Origin of the sequence: Methylosinus sp. H3A, assembly GCF_015709455.1 — a bacterium.
GTDB lineage: Bacteria > Pseudomonadota > Alphaproteobacteria > Rhizobiales > Beijerinckiaceae > Methylosinus.
In genome coordinates this window covers 934,480-949,686 of the sequence record NZ_JADNQW010000005.1, presented here as the reverse complement: position 1 = coordinate 949,686, position 15,207 = coordinate 934,480, and the positions used below count along the sequence as shown (strand labels likewise).

16 protein-coding genes are annotated in these 15,207 nt (G+C 65.9%); 7 read left to right on the top strand and 9 right to left on the bottom strand.

Annotation, left to right across the window (positions count from 1 at the left end):
• Positions 1 to 62: 62 nt before the first annotated feature.
• Positions 63 to 407, bottom strand: coding sequence for a divalent-cation tolerance protein CutA (cutA, locus tag IY145_RS07595; protein WP_196407653.1), 345 nt, complete (start codon positions 405 to 407; stop codon positions 63 to 65).
• Positions 408 to 529: 122 nt separating this feature from the next.
• On the opposite strand from cutA, the gene IY145_RS07590 reads away from it, so the two are divergent.
• Positions 530 to 862, top strand: a complete 333-nt coding sequence (locus tag IY145_RS07590) for a Rieske 2Fe-2S domain-containing protein (protein ID WP_196407652.1) — start codon at positions 530 to 532, stop codon at positions 860 to 862.
• Positions 863 to 1,090: 228 nt separating this feature from the next.
• A complete protein-coding gene (locus IY145_RS07585) occupies positions 1,091 to 1,762 on the top strand; it encodes a hypothetical protein (protein WP_196407651.1) in 672 nt (223 codons plus the stop codon).
• An 81-nt stretch (positions 1,763 to 1,843) separates the two neighbouring features.
• Here the strand turns inward: IY145_RS07585 and IY145_RS07580 are convergent, their stop codons facing one another.
• Positions 1,844 to 3,250 carry a lysozyme inhibitor LprI family protein gene (locus tag IY145_RS07580; protein WP_196407650.1) on the bottom strand — a complete coding sequence of 469 codons (1,407 nt, stop codon included), beginning with the start codon at positions 3,248 to 3,250 and terminating at the stop codon, positions 1,844 to 1,846.
• Positions 3,251 to 3,353: 103 nt separating this feature from the next.
• On the opposite strand from IY145_RS07580, the gene lepA reads away from it, so the two are divergent.
• Positions 3,354 to 5,159 carry a translation elongation factor 4 gene (gene lepA / locus IY145_RS07575; RefSeq protein WP_196407649.1) on the top strand — a complete coding sequence of 602 codons (1,806 nt, stop codon included), beginning with the start codon at positions 3,354 to 3,356 and terminating at the stop codon, positions 5,157 to 5,159.
• Between the two features lie 38 nt (positions 5,160 to 5,197).
• Here lepA and IY145_RS07570 read toward each other — a convergent pair whose 3' ends face one another.
• Positions 5,198 to 6,019, bottom strand: coding sequence for a serine protease (locus IY145_RS07570; RefSeq protein WP_196407648.1), 822 nt, complete (start codon positions 6,017 to 6,019; stop codon positions 5,198 to 5,200).
• 68 nt (positions 6,020 to 6,087) lie between these two features.
• A complete protein-coding gene (locus IY145_RS07565; protein WP_246721842.1) occupies positions 6,088 to 7,059 on the bottom strand; it encodes a metallophosphoesterase in 972 nt (323 codons plus the stop codon).
• Positions 7,060 to 7,294: 235 nt separating this feature from the next.
• Between IY145_RS07565 and IY145_RS07560 the strand changes: the two genes are divergently transcribed.
• Both IY145_RS07560 and IY145_RS07555 read left to right on the top strand, forming a co-directional pair.
• Positions 7,295 to 7,816 (top strand): Hsp20/alpha crystallin family protein, encoded by a 522-nt coding sequence (locus tag IY145_RS07560; RefSeq protein WP_196407647.1) that lies wholly within the window; start codon positions 7,295 to 7,297, stop codon positions 7,814 to 7,816.
• 94 nt (positions 7,817 to 7,910) lie between these two features.
• On the top strand, positions 7,911 to 8,861 hold the full coding sequence (locus tag IY145_RS07555; protein ID WP_196407646.1) for an endonuclease/exonuclease/phosphatase family protein: 951 nt from the start codon (positions 7,911 to 7,913) through the stop codon (positions 8,859 to 8,861).
• Here IY145_RS07555 and IY145_RS07550 read toward each other — a convergent pair whose 3' ends face one another.
• Both IY145_RS07550 and IY145_RS07545 read right to left on the bottom strand, forming a co-directional pair.
• A complete protein-coding gene (locus tag IY145_RS07550; RefSeq protein WP_196407645.1) occupies positions 8,862 to 9,263 on the bottom strand; it encodes a DUF3775 domain-containing protein in 402 nt (133 codons plus the stop codon). It lies immediately after the preceding gene.
• A gap of 3 nt (positions 9,264 to 9,266) precedes the next feature.
• Positions 9,267 to 9,878 carry an isochorismatase family protein gene (locus IY145_RS07545; RefSeq protein WP_196407644.1) on the bottom strand — a complete coding sequence of 204 codons (612 nt, stop codon included), beginning with the start codon at positions 9,876 to 9,878 and terminating at the stop codon, positions 9,267 to 9,269.
• A 26-nt stretch (positions 9,879 to 9,904) separates the two neighbouring features.
• On the opposite strand from IY145_RS07545, the gene IY145_RS07540 reads away from it, so the two are divergent.
• Entirely contained in the window at positions 9,905 to 10,939 is a 1,035-nt protein-coding gene (locus IY145_RS07540) for a hypothetical protein (RefSeq protein WP_196407643.1), read from the top strand.
• Here IY145_RS07540 and IY145_RS07535 read toward each other — a convergent pair.
• Genes IY145_RS07535 through IY145_RS07525 form a run of 3 tightly spaced genes read right to left on the bottom strand, consistent with a single transcriptional unit; the run spans position 10,923 to position 14,493 of the window.
• Positions 10,923 to 12,299: a nicotinate phosphoribosyltransferase gene (locus IY145_RS07535; protein ID WP_196407642.1), complete on the bottom strand. Its 1,377-nt coding sequence runs from the start codon at positions 12,297 to 12,299 to the stop codon at positions 10,923 to 10,925. The genes IY145_RS07540 and IY145_RS07535 overlap by 17 nt on opposite strands.
• A complete protein-coding gene (locus IY145_RS07530; protein ID WP_196407641.1) occupies positions 12,296 to 13,813 on the bottom strand; it encodes a ribose-phosphate pyrophosphokinase in 1,518 nt (505 codons plus the stop codon). The genes IY145_RS07535 and IY145_RS07530 overlap by 4 nt, the downstream gene beginning before the upstream one ends.
• A 29-nt stretch (positions 13,814 to 13,842) precedes the next feature.
• A complete protein-coding gene (locus IY145_RS07525; protein ID WP_196407640.1) occupies positions 13,843 to 14,493 on the bottom strand; it encodes a dienelactone hydrolase family protein in 651 nt (216 codons plus the stop codon).
• A 121-nt stretch (positions 14,494 to 14,614) separates the two neighbouring features.
• On the opposite strand from IY145_RS07525, the gene IY145_RS07520 reads away from it, so the two are divergent.
• The gene (locus IY145_RS07520) at positions 14,615 to 15,181 is read left to right on the top strand and encodes a cold shock domain-containing protein (protein ID WP_196407639.1); all 567 of its coding nucleotides are present in this window, start codon (positions 14,615 to 14,617) and stop codon (positions 15,179 to 15,181) included.
• Positions 15,182 to 15,207: the final 26 nt, after the last annotated feature.

Sequence of the window (15,207 nt, the reverse complement as noted above, 5' to 3'; positions counted from 1 at the left end):
GCGCGACGATCTTTGCCCGGCGAGGCTTGCGTGAAACTGGGCGCCGGCTCCGCCCGGGGCCTTCAGGAGGCGGCGTCGTCGCGCACGGTGGCGCGCGCGGCCCAGTCGAGATAGGCGGGATCGCCGGCGGAGACGTCGAGGCGCAGGATTTCCGGAACCTCATAAGGATGCGCGGCGCGAATGGCGGCGGCGAGCGCGTCGTAATCGGCGGCGCGGGCCTTCGACTGCACCAGAAACTCCGGCTCCGCGCGGGTTTCGTCATTCCACACGTAGAAGCTGCGGATCGGGAAAATCTGGACGCAGGCGGCGAGCTTTGCGGCGAGAAGGGCGCGGGCGATCCGCTCGGCGCCCGCCTCGCTGTCGATCGTCGTCTGGACGACGCAGAATTTCGGCTCTTTTCCGCTCACGGCGGGACTATGGGGGCGCCTCGGGGCGAAATCAACGCGGCCGGCGGGCGGCGCGGCGCTTTTCTTGCTGGGGCTTCGCGAGCGGCGGCGGAGCGCCGGCCGATATCCGGAGAGCTGAGGTCATGTTCACGAGGGTCTGCAAGGAAGACACGGTTTTCGAAGGCGAAATGCGGCTCGTCATCGCCGACTCCCATGTCATCATCCTGGCTTGGGCCTTCGGCGGGGAGATCAAAGCCTTCCAGGGCGTGTGCCCGCATACGAATGCGCCGCTGGAGACTGCGGATTTCGACGGGGAGGTCTTGACCTGCCCGCTCCATAATTGGACATGGGATCTGCGCACCGGCGATCCGATCCATCCTCAGGAAAGCCGGCTCGCCGAATATCCGGTCAAGATCGAGGACGGCGTCATCTATCTCGACACGGATGGCGTCACGCCCCTCCTGGCCGAGCGCTGAGCGCGGCGGCGGGGTCTCGATCGGCCTCGTATTCGTCCCGAACGAGGTGAATTCACAAGCGGTTGATCTCATTGCGTCGAGCGCTAGGTGCGGTTCGGCGCGCGCAGATCGACGAGGTCGGCCGTGAGCGGGCGTGAACATATGGAGACGATTCTGCTTTTGCCGAATCGTCAAAATTCTCTATGTTTCGCGCCGGATGCGTCTCTAGGCCACGAAGAGAGGTAGGAGATGAACCTGTCCGAACAGCCCCCCGTCCCCGAGGAGGCGTCGAACGGCGTCGAAGCCGTGGGCCTGGACGCGCAACTCGAGGCGATCACGGCGGAGCGCGATCGTCACGCCTCCGACAAGATCGAGCTCATCACCAAGGCGAGCGCATTGTCGAAAGAGCTCGACGCCGCGCGCGCGCAGCTTTCCGCCGCGGCGGAAGAGAAGGACAAGGCGGTCGCGGCCGTCGTCGTCGAACGGGACGGCGCCGCCGCGCATCGCGATCGGCTGAGCGCCGAGCTCGACGCTCTGCGCGCGGAGCTCGCCTCCGCCCATGGCGCGCGGGAGAAAGCGGCCGCGCTCGCCGCCCAGGCGGGTTCCGAGATCGCCTATCTGAAGGAGAGGCTCGTCGCCGCCGGCTCGCCCGATCCGCTCGTCGTGTTCGCCGATTACGCGCGCGAGAAGACCATCGCCGCCGTGGCCTGGACTCGCGCCAAAATCCCCGAGGGTCATGCCGGGCTGCCCTGGTTCGACCGCTTCATCGAGGCGGCCGCGACGGCCGGCCGGCTGACCGCGAGCTTTCTGCGCTGGCTCGCCCCGCGGCTCGTCGAAGCCTATAATTGGGCGAAGCCCCGCGTGTTGGAGCTCTACGCCAAGGCGAAGAGCGAGATCGAGACGCGCTTGAAGCAGAGCTGAGCGCTTCCCGCCTGCGTATTTCGGACGGCGCGCGTTCCCGTGACGCGCGCCGTCTTCATTGGCGGGACGCTTTATTTCGCTTCATTTGATCGAGACGTCGCGCAGCGCGCCCTTCGTCATGCCGATCGCAAAGACGGCGCTCTCCTCGAGCTTGCCTTTTTCGGGGCGCTTCAGCGCCACGCGCCAATCGGCGAAGATGCGCCAGCCGATGGTGAAATGGCCGAGCTCGGCGAGATAGAGCCGCCCGCCATGGACGAAAGGCAGGCGAAGCGGACCATTCTCGTCATAGAAGGCGGGGTCCGCCGCTTCGGCCGGATCGCGCGGCGCATCCTTCATCGGCTCCGCCAGCTTCTCCAGTTCCGTGAATTCCGCGGCCTGCGGCGTCGTCAGCCGCGCGAGCGCCGATTTGCGCGCCTCGAGCGGCTGTTTCTGCGCCGCCTCGACGAGCGCGAGAGCGGCTTTGCGCAAGGCCTCGCAATCGGCGCCTTCGCAATGCTCGTCCCAATCATTGTAGGACGCGCGCTCCGCAAAGCGCGGCGCGAATTCGAATGTCGCGTCGCAGGCCGGGCCGAACTCGCCGCCTCGCCATGGAGCGGCGCTTACCGTGGAGGAGAGGGAAGGCGAATAGCCATGCGCCTCCTCCAAGGCGACGGAGGCGCCGTCCAGCGTTCCGAAGGAGCGGGAAACGCCGCAGCCGTCCCCACTCTCGCCCTCCCAGTTCGCAGGGCCCCGCGCGCTCTGGGCATGACCGCGCGCAACCGTGAAATAGGCGGCCGAATAGCAGCGCGCCGTGCCCTCTATGACGCTCGCGGCGTAGAAATTCTCATTCGGCAGGCGATCGATGGTCAATTGCGACGAGCCCGCGATCTCGACGAGATCGGCCGCCAGCTTATCGGGAAAGACGAAAAGCTGAGGCCTTCCCTTGGCCCAGTCCGCGAGCTTGCGCCGCGAAACCTCGCTGATCTCGGCCGCTGGAGCGGCGAGCTCGACGCCGGCGTGCGGCGCAGCGGCGAGAACGTTGAGCGGACCCGCCGCATAGAAAGAGGATTTGAATGGCGCTTCCGGGTTCTCCGCGAGGGTGGCGCGATAGCGTTCGGCGAGCTTGCGGCAGACGGCCGTCGCCTCTGGGCTCCGAGCCGGGGCCGGCGCGGATTTCAGCGCGGCGAGCCGGGTCTCATAGGCGGAGGTCAGGCAGGCGAGCGCCTTGGCCCGCGCCTCCCCATGGAGTTCGCCCGCCGGCAGGGGACACAGGTGATCGCGCTCGCCGAGCCATTTGCGCGCCTCGGCGAGCTTTTCACCGCGCCTCGCCGGATCGGCGGCGAGGGCCTTCTTCGCCTCCGCGCCCAATTCCGTGTCCAGCGCCCCGAGCCTGCGATCGGCGCAAACGAGCCGCTCCACGGGAGTGCGCGCCTTGGCGCAGTCGAAGCTCTGCGCGAGCGCGGGAATGGCGGTGAGCGAGAGAGCGAGTAAAAGCAGAACCCGGATCATGGCGGCGCCTTGCGTCTCGTGGCGAGGGCGGGAGGGGAGCAGAGCGCGGCCGCTCCTGTCAAATCCGCTTCCCTTCCCTCTCCAGCGCTGCTATCCCCGCCGCATGACGACGCGCAAAATCGACAATATCCGCAATTTCTCCATCGTCGCGCATATCGACCACGGCAAGTCCACGCTCGCCGACCGGCTGATCCAGGCGACGGGGACCGTCGCCGCGCGCGACATGGTGGAGCAGGTGCTCGATTCGATGGATATCGAGCGCGAGCGCGGCATCACCATCAAGGCGCAGACCGTGCGCCTCGACTATAAGGCGGCGGACGGCAAGGATTACGTCCTCAACCTCATGGACACGCCCGGCCATGTCGATTTCGCCTATGAGGTCTCGCGCTCGCTGAAGGCCTGCGAAGGCTCGCTGCTCGTCGTCGACGCCAGCCAGGGCGTCGAGGCGCAGACGCTCGCCAATGTCTATCAGGCGCTCGACGCCGGCCACGAGATCGTGCCCGTGCTCAACAAGATCGACCTGCCGGCGGCCGAGCCCGACCGCATCCGGCAACAGATCGAGGATGTCATCGGCCTCGACGCCTCCAACGCCGTGCTCATTTCCGCCAAGACCGGCATCGGCATTCCCGATGTGCTGGAGGCGATCGTCACCCGCTTGCCGCCGCCCCAGGGCGACGATGAGGCGCCGCTCAAGGCGATGCTGGTCGACTCTTGGTATGACGCCTATCTCGGCGTGGTCGTGCTGGTGCGCGTCATCGACGGGCGCATGCGCAAGGGGCAGAAGATTCTCATGATGGGCACAAACGCCCATTACGAGGTCGACAAGATCGGCGTGTTCAAGCCGAAGATGCAGGACGTCGCCTCGCTCGGCCCGGGCGAGGTCGGCTTCATCACCGCGCAGATCAAGCAGGTCGCCGATACGCGCGTCGGCGACACCATCACCGAAGACAAGAAGCAATGCGCGGAGCCGCTGCCGGGCTTCAAGCCGGCGCAGCCGGTGGTGTTCTGCGGCCTCTTCCCGGTGGACGCCGCCGATTTCGAGGATTTGCGCGCCGCCATCGGCAAGCTGCGACTCAATGATGCGAGCTTTTCCTACGAGATGGAGACATCCGCCGCGCTCGGCTTCGGCTTCCGCTGCGGATTCTTGGGCCTTCTGCATCTTGAGATCATTCAAGAGCGCCTGCGCCGTGAATTCGATCTCGACCTCATCGCGACGGCGCCTTCGGTCGTCTATAAGCTCAAATTGACCAATGGCGAGGAGATCGAGCTGCATAATCCGGCGGATATGCCGGATGTGGTGAAGATCGACGAGATTCTCGAGCCCTGGATTCGCGCGACGATCATGACGCCGGACGATTATCTCGGCGCCGTGCTGAAGCTCTGTCAGGATCGGCGCGGCGTGCAGGTCGATCTCAATTATGTCGGCAAGCGCGCCATGGCGGTCTATGACCTGCCGCTCAACGAAGTGGTGTTCGACTTCTACGATCGCTTGAAGTCGATCTCCAAGGGCTACGCCAGCTTCGACTATCACATCACCGATTATCGCGTCGGCGATCTCGTCAAGATGAGCATTCTGGTGAATGCGGAGCCGGTGGACGCGCTCTCCATGCTGGTGCATCGCACGCGCGCCGATTCGCGCGGCCGGCAAATGTGCGAGAAGCTCAAGGAGCTGATCCCGCCGCATATGTTCCAAGTGCCGATTCAGGCGGCGATCGGCGGCAAGATCATCGCCCGCGAGACGGTGCGCGCCTTCCGCAAGGATGTGACGGCGAAGTGCTACGGCGGCGACGCCACCCGCAAGCGCAAGCTGCTCGAGAAGCAGAAGGAAGGCAAGAAGAAGATGCGCCAGTTCGGCCGGGTGGAGATTCCGCAGGAAGCTTTCATCGCCGCGCTGAAGATGGAGGATTGACGCCTCTCCCCGTTCCGACCTGATCAGATCGGAAAATTCTAGCGCGCGTCGGCGCGAAGATTCTGGCGGATGGCGTCCAGCAATTCGCCTTCGAACAGCAGCGCCATGCCGAAATGGCGCTCCATGTCGAAATCGCGGCGCGCATTCATGTCCAGCGAGGCGCTGTGCATGGCGATGAGCCTTCCGTCGTCGCCGAAGAGTCCCGAGCCCGAGCCGCCATAGCCGTCGTTGCAATCATGCCGCGCGCGGCGGATGCCGTCCTCCGAGGGCGCGTCGATCTGGCGGATCTGGCACTCCTCTATGCTCGTCGCGCGGCGGAAGTTGGAGTGGCCGGCGGGAGACACCATCATGACGCGCAGGCTCGCGAGGCCGGTGGGCAGCGCCGGCCCGTCCGGAATCGGCTGCGGCGCGATATCGGCGTCGACCGGATCGCGCAGGCGCACCAGCGCCCAATCGTCGGTGATGTTCAGCGCCTTGGCGTCGCGGGCGAAGCCGAAGCGCAGGCTTTCCGGCTCGAAGGCGTATTCCTTCTCGCCTATGCCGAAAGTGCAATCGTCGATCGGATGCGTCGGCCGCAGTTTGCGGTCGACGAAATTATGCGCGTTGAGGACCACGAGGCCGCGGTCGCCGATGAGCCAGGCCGCGGCCGCGCGCTCGGGGACGCCTTCCTCCGTGCGGCACATCAGCACCCCGGCGCCTGGATAGCGGCGAAAATCCTCCTCCGCCATGAAGCGCCGCCCCTCCCGCGGATAGAGCGCCGCCAAGGCCGCGGCGACGCTCGCCGCGAGCAGCAGGAGCGAGCCGATCGCCGTCCGGAAGCCTCGAACGCCCGCGCCCGCCAGTCGCTCACCGCCTCGCATCGCACACCCCCCCTTTACGCTACCGTCATATTCTAGCGGGGGCTCGGACGGACGGCCAGATGCGTCGCCTATTTCTCGTCTCCGGCCGCCTGCAGCTGATGGAGCGTGATCTCCGGCGGGCAGTTGAAGCGCACCGGCAGAACGGAGGAGCCGGCGCCGACCGAAGTATAGCCCTGCATCTCGTGATATCGCCACGGCCCGGCGCCGAACGCCCGCGGCAGCGTCGAGTCGAGCGTCAATGCGACGCCGCCGGGCAGGCAAATCTGCCCGCCATGGGTGTGACCGGCGAACAGCGCGTCGAAATCCGCATGCGCCGCCTGACGAAAAATCTCGGGCGTATGCGAGAGGAGGATGGAGAATTCGTCGTGCGGAATCCCCTCGCCGGCCTTCGCTATATTGTCGACGCGGAAGTAATGTGCGTCGTCGATGCCGGCGACATGAATGCGCGCGCCGTCGCGGACGATCGTCTCGCATTCGTTGAGCAGCACGCGCATCCCCATCTGCTCGAGGCGCGGGGTCATCAAAATCGTGTCGTGATTGCCGAGCACGGCGAGGATCGGCGAGCGTAAGGCGTCGCGCAGCTCCGCCATGCCGGCGAGCGCCGCGTCATGCGGTCCATGCGTCGCGCCGCGATAATCGCCGGTCAACACGCAGAGATCGTAGGAGAGATCGGCGACCAGCGCGCGCACGCGCGCCATCGCCTGCGGGCACATGTCGACATGCAAATCGCTCAAGTGAAGAATGGCGAAGCCGTCGAAGGCCCGCGGCAGCTTGGCGCTGACGATGCGGTTCTCGCGCAGCGAAACCTTTTCGGCGTTGGCGAGACCGCGGCGGTAGAGCCCGACGGCGACGAGCGCGGCGCGGATCAGCAACGGCGAGGCGGCGAGATTTTCCGGATGGAAGAAATTGAGCCCCTGGCCGAAGACCTGGGCCTCATGGTCCCGCTCTATGCCGAGTCGCTGGCGGGCATGCAGCCGCCCGAGCCGCGCCTCGAGCGCGCGCATGATGTCGTCTTCGGGCATCGTCGGTTCATTCGACATGTCGCAGCGCTCCGCCCATGATTATATAAACGGCTGCGACAATTTGCCTATGCGTGTTCGCGCTGTGAAACGTCTTCGCTTTCGATCGAGGCTCCAAAAGGTTTTCGCGCGTCCGGCTCTTCGCGTGGGCGCGGGCGATTGCTTTTTGCTTCGGCTCTCCTACGTCACAGGCGTCGTGCGCGCGCGACGACGCGCGCGCCGCGCCGGTCGCACGATCGGATATCAGGAGGCGAAAATGGCGGAAGCGCAGACCCGAGTTCCCGTGAAAGAATCGAAGGAGACGCTGCCGAACTATGGCTTGTTCGACTGGCATCCTCTGGACACGCTGCGGCGGCAGATCGATCGCCTGTTCGAGGACGCGCCCTTCCAGAAGGGGGCGACGCCCGATCTCGAGCCCTTCGGTCGCTTCACCCTCGGCTGGGCTGCGACGCCTGCGGTCGATCTCGTCGAGAAGGATAAGGAATATCAGATTACCGCCGAGCTTCCCGGCATAGACGACAAGAATGTCGAGGTGAAGCTCTCCAATGGCTCGCTCATCATCAGCGGCGAGAAGAAAGAGCAGCGCGAGGAGAAGGACAAGGGCTATTTCCTCTCCGAACGTCGCTACGGCTCCTTCCGTCGCGCCTTCCGCGTGCCGGAGAATGTCGAGGCCGAGAAAATCGAAGCGACATTCGCCAAAGGCGTGCTGACTGTGCGCCTGCCGAAATCGGCGCAGGCGCAAAAGGCCGAAAAGAGCATCGACATAAAGGCCGCGTGACGCGGCTTTCGCAGTCTCCCTCTCCCGCCTCGCGCGGGAGAGGGCGCGACATACGCCGTCACGACATGCGCTTTCCAAATATGGGTTTTCACCAATGGCGGGCCGCTTTCGCCTCGCGACTTTCAACATAGAGAATTTGGACTGGTCGCCGTCGGGGCAGGACGAATTCGAGCGGCGCCTCGCCGTGCTGCGTCCGCAGCTCGCCGCGATCGACGCCGATATTCTCTGCCTTCAGGAAGTCGACGCGCAGCGCCCGACCGCGCATGCGCCGCGTCGTTTCGTCGCGCTCGATCGCCTCGTCGAAGGCGGCGGCTATGAGCATTTTTTTCGCGCCGCCTCGCTGCGGCCGGGAAGCGACGCGCCGGCGGATATTCACAATCTCGCGATCCTCTCGCGCTGGCCGATCCTCGAGCGGCGCCAACTCTATCACGACATCGTCGCGCCCTGGCGCTGGACGCCGCCCGCCGAAAAAGGCGCGTCCGCGCAGCCGATCGACGTCGCATTCGATCGTCCCATGCTCTATGCGCGCATCGCTCTTCCGGATGACGCTTCATTGCATGTGCTGAATCTGCATTTGCGCGCGCCGCGCGCCGTGCCTCTGACCGGGCAGGGAGATCGCAATTCGAGCCGCGCCTTCGCGGAAGGACAATGGCTCGCCGCGCAAAAGCGCGAGGCGCAGGCGCTCGAGGCGAGGCTCTTCGTCGACAGCCTCTTCGACGAAGCGAGCGCGCCGCTCATCGCCGTCTGCGGCGATTTCAACAGTGAAGCCTATGATGCGCCGGCGCGCATATTATGGGGCGCGGATGACCCATACGGGCCGCGCGGCCTGGCTCCTCTCGCGGCGCGCGTCGAAGAGCGCGCGCGCTTCACAGTGGTTCACGCCGGCAGAAAGACGCTCATCGATCAGATAATGGCTTCGCCCGCGCTCGCGGCGCGCTGCGAAACGGCGTCGATCCTGAACGAAGGCCTCGCCGACGAGGCGACGGCGCCGGACCCGATCCTCGGCTCCCTGCACGCGCCGCTCGTCGCGAGTTTTCGGCTGTGATTATTGCCGATCGTCCTCGAAGCCTTCGCAGCTCTCGTCGAATTCGTCGAGCCCCGCCTCGAGATAGCTGGCGAGCAGCGGAATGCCGATGAGATATTTCGACGTCGGCCCCTTGTGTCGCTCCTTCGCCTGAATGACGGCGGAATCCCAATCGTCGGCGGTGAAATCTCCGCGCCCGACCCAGACGAGCGCCACGAGCTCGGCCTGCTCGTCCTCGTCCATCGCATCGATGAATTCGACGAGCTCGCGGCGATTGGGCGACCAGCCTTCCTCCGTCAGCACGCTCACGAATTTATCGTCGGATGGATTGGAGGCGTCGGGCCGGATTCCTTCGTCCTCGGCCTCGAGCTCCCGCGCTTTGACGATGACGAAACAAACTTTGTCCGTATTGATCTCTGGCATGGCTCACGTCCTCGAGATGTGATCGACATCATATGGGAAGCAGGACGGCTCGATCACCGTCACTCCCGCCGCACACATTTCCGTTCGCGCTTTTTCTCCGCCCTCTGGCGTGACCGGACGCGTGGCCGCACGCAGCACATGCGTCTCGAAGCCGAGACGCGCGGCGTCGATCGCGCTCGACTTCACGCAGAAATCTTCGGCGAGGCCGACGATGAAGACGCGATCTATGGCGCGACGGCGCAGCTCCTCGGCGAGGCTCGTGCCGTCGAAGTCGGAATATTGCTCGCGCTCCGCGCGCTTGGCCTTGGAGACGAACAGCGCGCCCGGCGGAAGACGCAGAGCCGGATGAAACTCGGCGCCCTTGGTGCCGCGCACGCAATGCTGCGGCCAATCGCCGCCCTGCGCGGTAAAGCTCATATGGTCCGGTGGATGCCAGTCGCGCGAGACGATGATCTGTGTTCCGGATTTGCGCGCTTCGTCGACGAGATCATTGACGACGGGAATGACCTCTTCGGCGCGCGGAACGGCGAGCTTTCCGCCTGCGAAAAAGTCGAGCTGCAGATCGACGATCAGCAGAGCGTCTGTCGAGCGCAGCCCTATCTTCTCTTTTGTCATCGCGACCTCCTCCAACGAAGCCGCACATGCCTGTGGAGCGCAACCGAGCCCCGTCCGATCGCCCGTCGCACGCCGACGAGCTGAAGCGTCTCGGCGAGTCTTCGGCCTATCCGCACGCGCCGCCGCGCGTCGAGGTCGTCGAGACACATATGTCTCATGTGTTCATCGCGGGAGACCGCGTCTATAAAATCAAGAAGCCGGTGCGCCTCCCTTTCCTCGATTTCTCGACGCCGAGCGCGCGCGAGGCCGATTGCCGCGCCGAGCTGCGTCTCAACCGTCGTCTCGCGCCGGATGTCTATCTCGATGTGGTTCCGCTGACGCTCGCGGATGGAGAATTGTCGATCGGCGGAAAGGGCGAGATCGTCGATTGGCTCGTCGAGATGAAGCGTCTGCCAGCCGAGCTCACACTCGACCGGCTGCTCGCCGAAGGAGGTCTCGACGCGCACCGGATCGAGGCGCTCGCCGCGCGGCTCGGCGCGTTCTATGCGAACGCCGAGCCTTCGACGATTTCCGCGCAGGAGTATGTCGCGCGATTCTTTCGTGAGCAGGCGGAAAATCGCCGCATTGTCGCTATGCGCGATTTCGCGCTCGACCATTGCCGCGCACAGGAGTTGCTCGATCTGGTCGAGCGCCGGCTCGTCGCGCAGACGCCGGCGCTCGAGGCGCGTGTGCGCGAAAAGCGCATCATCGACGGACATGGCGATTTGAGGCCCGAGCACATCTGCTTTTGCGAACCGCTGGCGATTTTCGATTGTCTCGAGTTCAATGATGAATTGCGCCAGGTCGATCCTTTCGACGAGCTCGCCTTTCTCGATCTCGAATGCGAATTGCTCGGCGCGCCGCAGACAGGCGCGGCGATCGTCGCCGCCACGGCGAGACATCTCGGCGAAGCGCCGCCGCCGGCGCTCTTCGCGCTCTATGGCGCCTGTCGCGCCGTATTGCGGGCGCGTCTCTCTCTCGCTCATCTGCTCGACTCCGCGCCGCGGCGACAAGAGAAATGGGAGCCGCTCGCGCGCCGCTATCTCGAGCTCGCGCGAAAGCATCTCACGAACATCGGGTAAGATGCGGCTGTTTCGCCGGCGGGCGCATCTCGCGCGCGAGAGACGCCTCCACTCGGCGTTCATATTCCGCGAGGCCCATGCTGATCGTCACCGGATAGGGCCCGGCGCAAGGCGCAAGGCTCCGCACATCGGCCGGCAGCGCCGCCATCGCCGCGCGCGCATGGTCGCGAATGTCGAGCAGGCTCGGGCGCCGCTCCATGATTTCGCCGTCGCGCATCACGGGCTCGAGCAGAGGAACGCCGGAATAGCGCTCCTCCTCGCACGCGATCACGTCGCGCACGGCGACGCCGTCGTGAAACTGGCGGAAGATCTGCTTGCGGCCGGGCAGCGTGCGTTTGCCGGGGGAGAGCTTCATGCGTCCTTCGCCTGCGAATTCGACGAGCTTGTACGCAATGTCGAGCGCCGGCGCGTCGGTGGAGGCCGCCATTTCCGTGCCGACTCCGAAGACGTCGATCGGCGCGCCGGACGTCGCGAGACGATCGATGCGGGCTTCGTCGAGGCCGCCGCTCGCGACGATCTCGACTCGGCCGAGTCCGCCTTCATCCAATATGCGCCGCGCTTGCCGCGAGAGGGCGTCGAGATCGCCGGAATCGAGCCTTATCGCATGGACGTCGAAATCGGCGCCCATCTCCTGCGCGAGCGCGACGATTTTGCGCAAGCCCGCGAGAGCGTCATAAGTGTCGACGAGCAGCGTCGTGCGCGGAAAGATGCGGGCATAGGCCTCGAAGGCGGCGGCCTCCGAAGGGCAGGCCTCGACGAAGCTGTGCGCCATGGTGCCGGCGACGGGGATGTCATAGGCGCGGCCGGCGGCGAGATCGGAAGTCGCTGCGACGCCGGCGATGTAGAAGGCGCGCGCGCCTTTCACTGCGGCGTCGAAGCCCTGTGCGCGCCTTGCGCCGAAATCGACGATCGCGCGTCCGCGCGCGGCGAAGACCATGCGCGCCGCCTTGGAGGCGAGGATCGTCTGCAACCCGATCTGATTGAGGATCAATGTCTCGACGATCTGCGCTTCGCCGATCGGCGCGGTGACTTCGAGAATCGGCTCATTGGCGAAGAAGGGCGTTCCCTCCGGCAGAGCGCGAATGTCGCCGGTGAAGCGAAATTGCGCGAGCCAATTGAGGAAATCCTCCGGGAAGGCGCCGAGCGAAGAAAGATAGCGCAAATCCTCCTCGTCATAGCGGAGCGTTTTCAGCTCCTTCAGCACCTCGGTGAGTCCGCAGGCGAGCAGAAAATTGCGCGATGGCGGCAGGCGCCGCACGAAGAGGCCGAAGGCCGCGCGGCGCTCCGCCAAGCCGAGCTCGAAATAGGCGCGTAGCATGGCGATCTCATAGAGATCGACGAAAAGGGCGGATGCGGTCATGGGGCGCCTTTCGGACCAGTCTCGAGCAATTCATCGATGGAGCCGCCGCTATGTAGACGGGCGATCGCCTCGGCGAGCAGCGTCTCGACGCCGAGCGTGACGAGACGGCCGCGCAGGCGTTGCGCGACGGTCTCGCTCGTGGAGACAGTGTCGGTGATGACGATCTCGTCGATCGGCGCCTCGCGCAGCGCCGCTTCGGCGTCGCGTGTGAAGAGGCCGTGCGTGGCGGCGAGAAGCACGCGCGTCGCGCCATGCGCGCGGCAGGCGCGCGCGGCGCGCGCCATCGTGCCGCCGCTGCTGATGAGATCGTCGAGAATGACGACGGCGCGGCCGGCCACATCGCCGGCGAAGATTTCGCCGGTGATCTCGCCCATGCTGCGGTGCTTGTCCATGAAGCCCTTGGCCACCGGCCGCGCGAAGATCGTCTCTAAACGCTGGCGGAAGAGCTCGGCGCGCTTCTCACCGCCGAGATCCGGCGAGACGACAGCGACCGGCTCCGCGCCGAGCCGATGCGCGAAATAACGCGCGAACACAGCCTGCGCGTCGAGCGCGAGGCTCTCTATGCGAAAGGCGTTCTCGAAGGCGGCGATATTATGCGCGTCGATGGTCACGATGCGATCCGCGCCGATGGCTTCGAACAATTGCGCGACATAGCGCGTCGCGACGGGGTCCAGCGGCTTGGTGCGGCGATCCTTGCGCGCATAGCAGAGATAGGGCGAGACGGCGGTGACGCGCGCGGCGCCGGCGTCGCGCAGCGCGCCGATGAAGAAGAGGAGGCGCATGAGCTTGTCGGCGCCGCTGTCTCCCGCCTCGCCCTCGAGGCTGGAGACGACATAGACGTCCTTGTCGCGCACCTCGACGAGCGGTCGGACCTTGCGCTCGTCATCCTCGAAGCGTCGCTCCTCATGCGGCGAGAGCGCAAGGCCCAATTCGCGCGCGACGCGCTCACCGAGCGCGCGGCTCGAGCCGAGCGCGAACAAGAGGATTTGCTCGTCGCCTCGGGGCGGCGCTTCGCGCGCCGGCGCCGGCGTTTCAAAGCGCTGAATGTTCATCGCGCCGAGCACGGCGCCGAGCGCGCCGTCGGCGAGCGCTAGCGGCGCGGCGAGCAGCTCGACGCCGGCGCGGTCGCGACCCTTTTCGACGAGGGTGAACTCGACCAGCGCGGGCTCGCCCACGCGTAGGGCTTCGTCGAAGAGGCGTCGCAGGCGAACGGCGCCGCGGCGGTTGGGCGCTTCGCTCAAGCGCGCGCCCTCCGCGACGGCGCCGAGCAGAGGCGCGACCGCCTTGGCGCCGATGACGATCTCATAATCGCGCGCCTCCGGCACGGCGCGAAAGGCGAAGCCGGAATGACGAAGATCGGCGACGACGTCGGCGAAACTGGGCGCGACGCCGCGTCGCGTCGTCCGCCAATGCTCGAGCGCATGTTTCGTCTCGGCGCCGATCGGTTGCGGCGCGAAATCGAGGCGCTCGAAGAGACGCTTCAGAAATGGTTGCGTCTCGGCCAGAGTCGTCATGGGCGCCTCTCGAACACGCGGGGCGGCGTTCAGCTTTGGTCGCGCCGCGTCAATCTCTCGGCGAACCATCGGATTGCGAGCTCTACGACCTGTTCCAGAGTTCCAGGCTCCTCGAACAAATGTGTCGCTCCAGGCACGACGTCGAGGCGTACATCGCGCAGACGTCTCGCCGCCATGCGATTGAGATTAAGAACTTCGAAATCGAGGCCGCCAATGATGAGCAATGTCGGCGCGCGCACATGCTCGAGCGCCTCGCCGGCGAGATCGGGCCGCCCGCCGCGCGAGACGATCGCCCGCACGCATTGCGGCCGTTCGGCCGCCGCGACGAGAGCCGCGGCCGCGCCCGTGCTCGCGCCGAAGAGGCCGATCGAAAGATCACGGAGCGCAGGCTCGGCCGCGGCCCAGTCGATCGCCTCGACGACGCGTTCGGCGAGCATCGGAATGTCGAAGACATTGCGGCGATCGCGCGCTTCGTCCTCGGTCAAGAGATCCATCAGCAGCGTCGCGAGGCCTGTCTCGCGCAACGCCGCGGCGACGAAATTATTGCGCGGGCTGAAGCGCGAGGAGCCCGAGCCATGCGCGAAGATCACCAGCGCGCGCGCATCGTGGGGAACGGCGAGCGCCCCGCAAAGGCCGCGCTGGCCGACGGCCGCCTCGAATTCTGCAATCGGCGTCGCCATGACACGCATCCTTGGGCCGCGACGCCACGCGCCGCGATCCGCCACTCGCCCGCCCTATCTATCTATCGCGCCGTCATGCGATCGACGGCGAAATTCGCGTCACGAGAACGGAGACTCGGCCATGCAGACGACGCCGGAAATCGACTTTCAGGGCATGGAGGCTTCGCCGCAGGCGCAGGCGCGCATCTCGCATCACATAGACGAGCTCGAGACGCGGTTCGGTCGCGTCACCGCCTGCCGCGTCGTCGTCAAGGCGCCGAGCGCGCGCCATCAGAGCGGCGGACAATATGAGATCAACATTCGCCTCGCTCTGCCGGATGGGCGCGAGGCGATCGTCGAGCGCACGCCGCCGGAGGACGAGCGCTATCAGGATTTCGATTTCGCGCTCAACGACGCTTTCAAGCGCGCGCGAAGGCGGCTGCAGGATCAGGTTCGCCGCCTCGAGGGACATGTGAAGCAACATGCGGAGCCGGCGATCGGCGTAGTGCGGCGGCTGATGCGTGAGGACGGCTATGGATTCTTAGAAAGCGAGGATGGGCTTGAACTCTATTTTCACCGCAATAGCGTCGAAGGCGCGGGGTTCGCGGCGCTCGAGAGCGGCGATCGCGTGCGCTATGTGCCTGAAGATGGTGAGAAAGGTCCGCAGGCGAGCGCGGTGCGGCCGCTCGGTGAGCGGGCGCCCTCGTGAGCGCGGGGCCCTCGCATCGACGAAAT

Excerpts from the sequence above, each read along its gene's own strand:
- IY145_RS07555 (WP_196407646.1), top strand. The coding sequence starts at position 7,911 with ATGGCGGGCCGCTTTCGCCTCGCGACTTTCAACATAGAGAATTTGGAC.
- IY145_RS07580 (WP_196407650.1), bottom strand. The coding sequence starts at position 3,250 with ATGATCCGGGTTCTGCTTTTACTCGCTCTCTCGCTCACCGCCATTCCC.
- IY145_RS07560 (WP_196407647.1), top strand. The coding sequence starts at position 7,295 with ATGGCGGAAGCGCAGACCCGAGTTCCCGTGAAAGAATCGAAGGAGACG.
- IY145_RS07535 (WP_196407642.1), bottom strand. The coding sequence starts at position 12,299 with ATGACCGCATCCGCCCTTTTCGTCGATCTCTATGAGATCGCCATGCTA.
- IY145_RS07565 (WP_246721842.1), bottom strand. The coding sequence starts at position 7,059 with ATGTCGAATGAACCGACGATGCCCGAAGACGACATCATGCGCGCGCTC.
- IY145_RS07550 (WP_196407645.1), bottom strand. The coding sequence starts at position 9,263 with ATGCCAGAGATCAATACGGACAAAGTTTGTTTCGTCATCGTCAAAGCG.
- IY145_RS07570 (WP_196407648.1), bottom strand. The coding sequence starts at position 6,019 with ATGCGAGGCGGTGAGCGACTGGCGGGCGCGGGCGTTCGAGGCTTCCGG.
- IY145_RS07590 (WP_196407652.1), top strand. The coding sequence starts at position 530 with ATGTTCACGAGGGTCTGCAAGGAAGACACGGTTTTCGAAGGCGAAATG.
- IY145_RS07525 (WP_196407640.1), bottom strand. The coding sequence starts at position 14,493 with ATGGCGACGCCGATTGCAGAATTCGAGGCGGCCGTCGGCCAGCGCGGC.
- IY145_RS07585 (WP_196407651.1), top strand. The coding sequence starts at position 1,091 with ATGAACCTGTCCGAACAGCCCCCCGTCCCCGAGGAGGCGTCGAACGGC.
- IY145_RS07540 (WP_196407643.1), top strand. The coding sequence starts at position 9,905 with ATGCCTGTGGAGCGCAACCGAGCCCCGTCCGATCGCCCGTCGCACGCC.
- IY145_RS07545 (WP_196407644.1), bottom strand. The coding sequence starts at position 9,878 with ATGACAAAAGAGAAGATAGGGCTGCGCTCGACAGACGCTCTGCTGATC.
- lepA (WP_196407649.1), top strand. The coding sequence starts at position 3,354 with ATGACGACGCGCAAAATCGACAATATCCGCAATTTCTCCATCGTCGCG.
- IY145_RS07530 (WP_196407641.1), bottom strand. The coding sequence starts at position 13,813 with ATGACGACTCTGGCCGAGACGCAACCATTTCTGAAGCGTCTCTTCGAG.
- IY145_RS07520 (WP_196407639.1), top strand. The coding sequence starts at position 14,615 with ATGCAGACGACGCCGGAAATCGACTTTCAGGGCATGGAGGCTTCGCCG.